Genomic DNA, 3,109 nt, shown 5'->3' with positions numbered 1-3,109 from the left:
TCCCCGAGCCCGGCAGACCGCTCATCAGGATCAGCTCGCCCTTGGTGTCGTCGTAGGCCTCATAATTTCGATCACGGCCCGGTGTGCGGAAGTAGACAAAGCGGCTGTGGCTGTTGGCGAAGGCGTAGGGGGTATCCCAGATACCAAGCTCTTTGCAAAGCTCGCCAAATAAACCAACACGCACCAGCGCATCTTCCGTGTTCGGCGCGATCCGGCCCCGCGTGTCGGCCTCCGCAAGGAGCGTCAGCCAGTCGCAGTGGGTGGTCTGGGCAATTGTGATTGCCGTGCGCTCGGGATCGTCGCTGTCCAAACAATAGCCAGGGCGCATGTGCCAGCGGACCAAAGCGCAGACTGCCTCACGCTCGGTGAAGTCAAACCCCTGCTCCCAGAGTAGCCGCCGTGCGATATACGCCCCGATCCGCGCGTGGCCGTTTGACGTAATCCGTCCGCTCTCTTCCTGCTTGGTTGTGGCGGGCTTGCCGCAGTCGTGGAGCAGCGCCGCCAGCCGCAGAATCCGCCGGGCAGACGCGTCCAAATCCACAAAGCGCGGGTCGGCTTCGAGTGCCTCGATCACCATGCGGGTATGCTTGGCCACATCGCCCTCGCCATGGTGGCGTGGGTCTTGCGGGCACGCCGTCATTGCCTGCCACCAGGGAGTCGCCTCTATTTTATTCCAATCGAGTCCGCTCTCCGCTACCATAAATCCACCCCTTCGGCGAGCTGGTTGGGGACGAGTGGGCGGTCTTTCCAGTGCGATCCGGAGTCCAGAATCGTCTGCAGAAACCCGGCGCGTACAAATTTATAGCGCCCCTTCACCTCGCCGTTCTCTTCCCACTTTAAATACAGCCCCTCACTGACACCGCCATCAGACTTGTACAGCGACGGCCCGACGAGCTTGGTGATATCGGTTAGTTTGCGAAAGATGCCCTCTTTGAGCACGGGCACGGAGACCACGGGGCCACCCGCGAGAATTTCCCGGCGCTTTTCTGTCGAGAGGAAGCAATCGGTGTGCGTGTCTAAGATATCAAACTCGAAGAAGTAGTGCGGCAGGCGGTCGTAGAAAACGGTGTGGCAGGCATAGAGCCACTCGCCGTAGAGGATGTGGCGCGTTCCCAGCCGCTCCCAGAGCCAGCCTTGGTGGGTCTGGGCCCAGGGTTTTAGGAGCGCGAACTGCGCCTCGCCGGGGCCGCCCGTGAGGTAGTGCCCGCGACACTGGAGCTGAAGCGCCCCGCGCTCGTCAAACGAGATTCCCGTGTTCGCCCCATCGAGCTTCTCCTCCACCACGAGAAATTTCTCCCGTAGCAAGACAAACGGCATCCGGTCCGGGTCGTCGCCTTTTTGTAGGCCACTGCCTTCGAGGTGCTGGGTTCTCGGGTACTTTCGGATGCTGTCCATAATGGCTACCGTATCGCTTTCGTGGCCGAGTGCGCTAAAATGGCCCGTGAGGATTCTTTTTGTTTACCCCAGCCAGGCCGATGATGCCACCAACCGCTACCGCTGTGTGCATCTCTGTGAGGCGCTGATCGCGGCAGGCCATACGGCGGAGCATGTCTCAGCGGGCCAAGACGCGGTGCGAGTGGCGCACGATATTGTGGTGCTCCACCGCATGCCCTGGGGCGGCCCCGGAAGCGCGTTTGCGGTGGCGGCAAGAGGCATTGGTGCCAAAGTTATCTATAGCGCCGACGATCTCATTTTCGACCTAGAGCACGCCCGCCACACCGGAACACTCTTCCCCGACGATCCCCTGCGCTATCGCCACAGCAAGCGCGAGGCCGAGGCAAACGCACAAACCCTGCAAAACGCCGATGCCGCACTCTTTAGTACCGAGTTTTTGGCGACCCTCCTCCCCCAACCCCTCCTCCCGAAAGCCACGGGAGGAGGGGAGCTGTCTCCCTCCTCCAACCCTCCTCCCAGGGTTGGCACCCAGAGGGTACCCGGGGCTGGGGAGGAGGGTGTGATCCGAAACTTCTTGGGCACGGAGCTTCTGTCGCTCTCCCAAGCGGCGCGTGAGCGCCGCGAGGCGTTTGGTAAACAGCGCCAGGACGACAGAGTCACGCTGGGCTATCTCTCCGGCTCCCCGACCCACGATGCCGATCTCGCCGATATTGCGCTGCCGCTGGCCGCGACGCTGGAGCGTTTTTCCCACGCACGACTTCTGGTGGTCGGAACGGTGGCGCTGCCGGGCCCGCTTCGGCGCTTTGAACAAAACGGACGCGTTCGTCGGCACCCGTATGTGCCGTGGCGCGAGCTGCCGGGGCTGATTGCACAGGTGGACATTAACCTTGCGCCGCTGGACCTGACGCAGATCTTTAACCACGCCAAGAGCGAGATCAAGTTCCTCGAAGCCGCCGCTGTGGGGGTGCCGACTATCGCGGCTCGCTCGGCGGCGCTGCTCGAAACCGAGGGCGCTCTGCTCTGTGGCACCGACGCAGAATGGAGCGAGGCACTGGCAAGCTGGCTAAGCGAGCCTAGCAAGCGCCAGGCCGCAAGTGAAGCGGCTCTTGCGGCGCTGGAGCAGCACCAGGCAAGCATCTCGGTGGAGAGTCTCTTTACGGCGTGGATGCCCGAGAAAGCCGTGACGGGAAGTGCGACCGTGGCGCGGCCCCGTAAGTCTAAGCTCGTGGGGACTATTTTCCAGACCGAGCAGAAATTCTTGCGCCGCTGGCACTACCTGCGGCGCCACTGGCGGCTCGCCAACGAACAAGAGCGCCATGGCGGAGGCACGGCTTGAGACAGAGAGGTTGGTGGCCAACACTTGCGGCGCTATTACTGGGACTGGCGTGGGTCTTTAACGTCCCCGTGGTGAGCGGCCTGAGCGATCCCTATGGCAACTGGCACCCCGATGAAGTGAGCCACGTTCTCACGACGCGCTGGTGGGCGGAGCACTTTTGCCTGCCGACTTACAACTCCGACTACGCCGTCTCGGTGCACCCGGCGTTTTATCATATAGTCGGAGCGCTGTTTTGGAAGCTGGGGGGGGCGCTGGCGGTGCGGATTTTCTCGGCACTCACTGGCGCGGCGACAGTCTGGTTTACGTTCCGGGCGGCACGGGCACTCTACGGGCGGCAGGTGGGGGAGCTGGCGGCATGGCTCGTGGCGCTGGTGCCGA

At 62.7% G+C, this 3,109-nt stretch carries 4 protein-coding genes; 2 read left to right on the top strand and 2 right to left on the bottom strand.

Features of this window, described 5'->3' with window-relative positions; all coding sequences use genetic code 11:
- Both AC1XOS_RS21700 and AC1XOS_RS21695 read right to left on the bottom strand, forming a co-directional pair.
- Nucleotides 1-700, bottom strand: a 700-nt coding sequence (locus AC1XOS_RS21700; RefSeq protein ID WP_481964298.1) for an HD domain-containing protein, incomplete at its 3' end; no start/stop codon positions are given.
- Nucleotides 694-1,395, bottom strand: a complete 702-nt coding sequence (locus AC1XOS_RS21695) for an RNA ligase family protein (RefSeq protein ID WP_481964297.1) — start codon at nt 1,393-1,395, stop codon at nt 694-696. The genes AC1XOS_RS21695 and AC1XOS_RS21700, both read right to left, overlap by 7 nt.
- Nucleotides 1,396-1,441: 46 nt before the next feature.
- Here AC1XOS_RS21695 and AC1XOS_RS21690 point away from each other — a divergent pair, with 46 nt between their 5' ends.
- A complete protein-coding gene (locus AC1XOS_RS21690) occupies nt 1,442-2,731 on the top strand; it encodes a glycosyltransferase family protein (RefSeq protein WP_481964296.1) in 1,290 nt (429 codons plus the stop codon).
- Nucleotides 2,728-3,109: hypothetical protein (locus AC1XOS_RS21685; RefSeq protein ID WP_481964295.1), on the top strand; the 382-nt coding region annotated here is incomplete at its 3' end. The genes AC1XOS_RS21690 and AC1XOS_RS21685, both read left to right, overlap by 4 nt.

Source organism: Armatimonas sp., assembly GCF_964826245.1.
This window is presented reverse-complemented; position numbering and strand designations above follow the sequence as displayed.